General features: G+C 73.6%; 2 protein-coding genes. Both read left to right on the top strand.

The genetic code is table 11. The features are described from left to right. Positions 1-3,941 (top strand): non-ribosomal peptide synthetase (locus GKQ77_RS27370; RefSeq protein ID WP_219691606.1); only part of this gene is annotated, 3,941 nt, incomplete at its 5' end. Then, the coding region (locus tag GKQ77_RS27365) for a condensation domain-containing protein (RefSeq protein WP_308117807.1) at positions 3,938-5,050 on the top strand (1,113 nt) is incomplete at its 3' end. The genes GKQ77_RS27370 and GKQ77_RS27365, both read left to right, overlap by 4 nt.

Raw genomic sequence — 5,050 nt, 5'->3', positions numbered from 1 at the left:
CGCTGGTGCTGCGGACGGATCTGAGTGGTGATCCGACGTTCGCGGAGCTGCTGGAGCGGGTGCGGGCCACCGATCTGGCCGCGTACGCCCACCAGGACGTGCCCTTCGAACGCCTCGTCGAAGAACTCAACCCGTCCAGGTCCCTCTCCCGCACCCCCCTGTTCCAGGTGATGCTGGCACTCCAGAACGTGCCCGAGGCCACCTGGGACCTGCCCGGCGTACGAGTGCGCCCCGCGCCGCTGCCGCCGAGGCTCGCGGCCCGGTTCGACCTGGCGGTGTCCATGGTCGAGCGGCGCGACGCGCTCGGCGCCCCGGCCGGTCTGGACGGCGAGATCCTCTACGCCACCGACCTGTTCGACGACGCCACGGCCGGCATGCTGGCCGAGCGCCTGGTGTACGTACTCGAACAAGTCGCCGCCGACCCGGAGATCCGGCTCAGCGACGTGGACGTCCTCACGGCGGCCGAACGCGCACAGGTGGTGGAGCACTGGAACGACTCCGCCCTGCCGGTGCCCCCCTCGACGGTCGTCGACCTCTTCGAGGATCGCGCGGCGCGGTCCCCGCACGCGGTGGCGGTCGAATCCGGCGCGTCGGGGGAAGACGCGCTGACCTACGGGGAGCTGGCGGCCGAGGCGGCACAGCTCGCCCGGTATCTGGTCGACACGGGCGTGGGCCCCGAATGCCGGGTGGCGGTCGTGGTCGAACGGTCGGTGGCGATGATGGTGGCGCTCGTCGCCGTCTCGATGGCCGGCGGGGTCTTCGTCCCGGTGGACCCGGAGTACCCGGCGGAGCGGGTGACGCATCTCCTGGAGGACTCCGATCCGGCGGTGGTGCTGTGCACGAAGACGACACGGGGCGCGGTGCCGACGGACGCCGCCGGAATGGGCACGGCAAGGCCCGCCGGCTCGGCGGCAGGACATCCACGCCCCGCCCGCCGCGTCGTCGTCATGGACGACCCCACGGTCGCCGAGGACATGGCCTCGTACGCGCCCGACCCGCTGCGCCCCGTCGAGCGCCTGGCGCCACTGACGGGGGACAACGCCGCGTACGTGATCTACACCTCGGGCTCGACAGGCACCCCGAAGGGTGTCGCCGTCTCCCACCACGGCCTGCGCAACGTCGTCGAGGACAACCTCCGGCGGTACGCGCTCGACGAGCACAGCCGCGTCCTGCAGCTGGTCTCACCGAGCTTCGACGTCTCCATGGCGGACATCTGGCCGACGCTGTGCGCGGGCGCACGGCTGGTCCTCGCCCCGTCGAAACTGGATGCCTCCGGCGAGGAGCTGACCCACCTGATGCGGGCGCGACGCGTCACCCACCTGGCGACGACACCGACGTATCTGATGCAGATGGACGCCGAGGACGTACCGGAGCTGCGCCTGCTGATCATCGGCGGCGAGCCCATGCCGGCCGAGGCGCGCCGCCGCTGGCGCCGGGGCCGCGCCATGTACCAGCAGTACGGCGTCACCGAGGCGACGATCATCTCCACGGTGAGCGCGGTCCGGCACGACGGCGACGGTACGGCGCCGATCGGCGGCCCGATCGCCAACACCCGCGTGTACGCGCTGGACACGGCACTGCGGCCGGTGCCCGTCGGCGTGCCGGGCGAGCTGTATGTCGCCGGGGCCGGGCTCGCGCGCGGCTATCTGGGGCGCTCGGCGCTCTCCGCGGAACGCTTCGTCGCAAGCCCGTTCGGGGCGGGGGAGCGGATGTACCGCACCGGGGACGTCGTGCGGTGGACCAGCGAGGGCGAACTGGTCTTCGCGGGCCGCGCCGACGACCAGCTGAAGATCCGCGGACACCGCATCGAACCCGGCGAGATCGAGTCCGCCCTCGCCGGCTGCCCCGGGGTGCGCGAGGCGGTGGTCACGGTCCGCGAGGACCGCCCGGGCGAGCGCCGCCTCATCGGCTATGTGGCCGCCGACCCGCGGACGGTGGACGGGCGGGCCGTACGCGCGCACGCCGCGGGCCTGCTTCCGGAACACATGGTGCCGACGGCGGTCCTGGTCCTCGACGCGCTGCCGCTGACCGCCAACGGCAAACTGGACCGGGCCGCGCTGCCCGCGCCCGACTTCGCCGAGCGCGCCTCGGGCCGGGAACCGCGTACGGAGACCGAGCGCATTCTGTGCGACCTCTTCGCCGAGATGCTGCGGCTCGAACGCGTCGGCGCCGACGACGGCTTCTTCGAGCTGGGCGGTGACTCGATCAGCTCGATGCAGCTGGTGTCGCGGGCCCGCCGGGCAGGCCTCGTCATGACGCCCCGGCACGTCTTCGAGGAGAAGACGCCCGAGCGCCTCGCGGCCGTCGTGGCGGCGGCGGGGGCGGAGGAACGCGCCGTCGACGACGTCGGTGTCGGGGAGGTGCCCTGGACGCCGGTGATGCGGGCCTTCGGCGAACGCGCCGCGGGCGCACGCTTCGCCCAGTGGACGACCGTCGGCGCGCCCGCCGGGCTCGGCCTCGACGTGCTGGCGGCCGGTCTCGGCGCCCTGCTCGACACGCACGACATGCTGCGGGCGCGGACCGTACCCGGCGAGTCGAAGCTGATCGTCGGCGAGCCGGGGTCAGTGGACCCGGAGAGCCTGGTCACGCGCGTGGACGCGGTCGGCGTGCGGGAAGGCGTGGCGGAGGCCGACGCACGGGAGGCCGACGTACAGGTAGCCGCACCGGAGCCCGGCGTGCCGTTGGGCGACGACGTGCCTCTCGGCGCCGACACGCTGAGGGACCCCAGCACGCTCGACGAGATGGCGGGACGCGCCGCGCAGGAGGCGGCACTGCGCCTCGACCCGGCGCACGGCGTGCTGGCGCAGGCCGTATGGGTGGACGCAGGGCCCGGCCGCACAGGCAGGATCGTGCTGGTCGTCCACCACCTGGTGGTCGACGGAGTCTCCTGGCGGGTGCTGCTCCCCGACCTGAGGGCGGCCTGCGAGGCGGCCGCCACCGGGCGCGAACCGGCGCTCGACCCGGTCGGCACGTCGTTCCGGCGCTGGGCGCACCTGCTCGCCACGCAGGCGCACGACGACAGCCGGATCGCCGAACTGGACGACTGGACCGCTCTCCTCGGAGACCCCCAACCCCCACTGGGCAAAAGGGCGTTGGATCCGGCGATCGACACCGCGCTGACCCTCCGCCGCCACTCATGGACCCTGCCGCCCCAGCAGGCGGCCACCCTGGTGGGCCGGACTCCGGGCGTCTTCCACTGCGGTGTGCGCGAGGTGCTCCTCGCCACCCTGGCGGGCGCGATCGCCCACTGGCGCCCCGAGACCGCCACCGGGCTCCTGGTGGAGGTCGAGGGCCACGGCCGCGAACCGCTGGAGGGCGCGGACCTGTCCCGAACCGTCGGCTGGTTCACCTCCGTGCACCCGGTCCGCCTCGCGGTGACCGGTGCCGACCTGGACGACGCTATGGCAGGCGGCCCGGCCGCCGGTACGTTGGTCAAGGCCGTGAAGGAGCAGGTCCGGGCGGTCCCCGGGGACGGCCTCGGCTACGAACTGCTCCGCAGGCTCAACCCCGGCACGGGCCCGGTCCTCGCGGCCGCGCCGGCCGCGCAGATCGGCTTCAACTACCTCGGCAGGTTCGCCGCGGGAGCGGCGGGCACCGTCGACCCCTGGCAGCAGGCCGGGGCCGCCGCGGTCGGCGGCTCCACCGAACCCGACCTGCCCGCCATGCACGTGGTGGAAGGCCTCGCGGTGGTCAGGGACACCCCGGAAGGGCCCGAGCTGACCGTCACCCTCAGCTGGCCGGGACGGCTCCTCGACGAGACCGACGTGGAGCGCCTTGGCCGGAGCTGGGTGGCGATGCTCGGCGGCCTCGCCGCGCACACCGGCCAGCCCGCCGCGGGCGGGCACACGCCTTCCGACTTCCACCTCCTCGACCTCGAACAGGACGAGGTCGACCAGTTCGAAGCGATAGCAGCCAAGCTAGAGGAGGGTCTGTCCCGGTGAAGTCATCGACCGCCGCGCAGAGTTCGGCCCACGGCTCCGCCCTGGCGGGAGTGTGGCCGCTGTCACCGCTACAGGAAGGCCTGCTGTTCCACGCCGACTTCGACGACAGCGGCCCCGATGTCTACGCCGTGCAGTTCACGCTCGACGTCGAAGGCCCCCTGGACGCGGGCCGGTTACGGACCTCATGGCAAGCGCTCCTGGACCGGCACGCGGCGCTGCGGGCCAGCTTCCACCGCAGGAAGTCGGGCGAGGCGGTCCAACTCATCACCCGGAACGTCACGTTGCCCTGGCGCGAGGCCGACCTCTCCGCGCACCCGGCGGCCGACCGCCCGGCCCGGGTCGAGAAGCTGGCCGCGCGCGAACGTGCGGAGCGCCTTGACCTGTCGGCGCCACCGCTGCTCCGGCTGCTGCTGATCCGCCTCGCCGACCACCGGCACCGGCTCATCGTGACCTCGCACCACCTCCTGATGGACGGCTGGTCGATGCCCGTCCTGCTGGGCGAGCTGTCACAGGTCTACGCGGCGGGCGGCGACGCCTCCGTACTCAAACCGGCCGCGTCCTACGGGGATTACCTGGTGTGGCTCGGCCGCCAGGACAAGGAGGCCGCGCGGGATGCCTGGCGTGCGGAGCTTGCCGGGGCCGACGAGCCGACCCTCGTGGCCCCCGCGGACGCGGGCGGGACCCCGGTGCTGCCGGACGAACACCTAGTACGGCTCCCCGAGGAGACCACCCGGGCCCTCGCGGAGACGGCCCGCGCGCAGGGGCTGACGGTGAACACCGTCGTCCAGGGCGCGTGGGCGCTGGTCCTCGCGCGTCTGGCGGGGCGTACGGACGTGGTGTTCGGCGCGACCGTCGCGGGCCGCCCGGCGGAACTGCCGGGTGTGGAGTCGATGGTGGGCCTGCTCATCAACACCCTGCCGGTACGCGTACCGCTCGAAGGCGCGGAGCCGGTCTCCCGGATGCTGGCCCGGCTCCAGGAGCGCCAGGCCGCGCTCATGGCACATCAGCACTTCGGCCTCTCCGAGATCCAGAGGCTGGCCGGTCCCGGCGCGGTCTTCGACACGCTCGTGGTCTACGAGAACTACCCCAACCCGCCCGCCGACCCGGCC

This window comes from Streptomyces anatolicus, from assembly GCF_019400875.1.
GTDB lineage: Bacteria > Actinomycetota > Actinomycetes > Streptomycetales > Streptomycetaceae > Streptomyces > Streptomyces anatolicus.
Note: the sequence above shows the minus strand (reverse complement) of the source record. Positions and strands in the feature narration are given on the sequence as shown.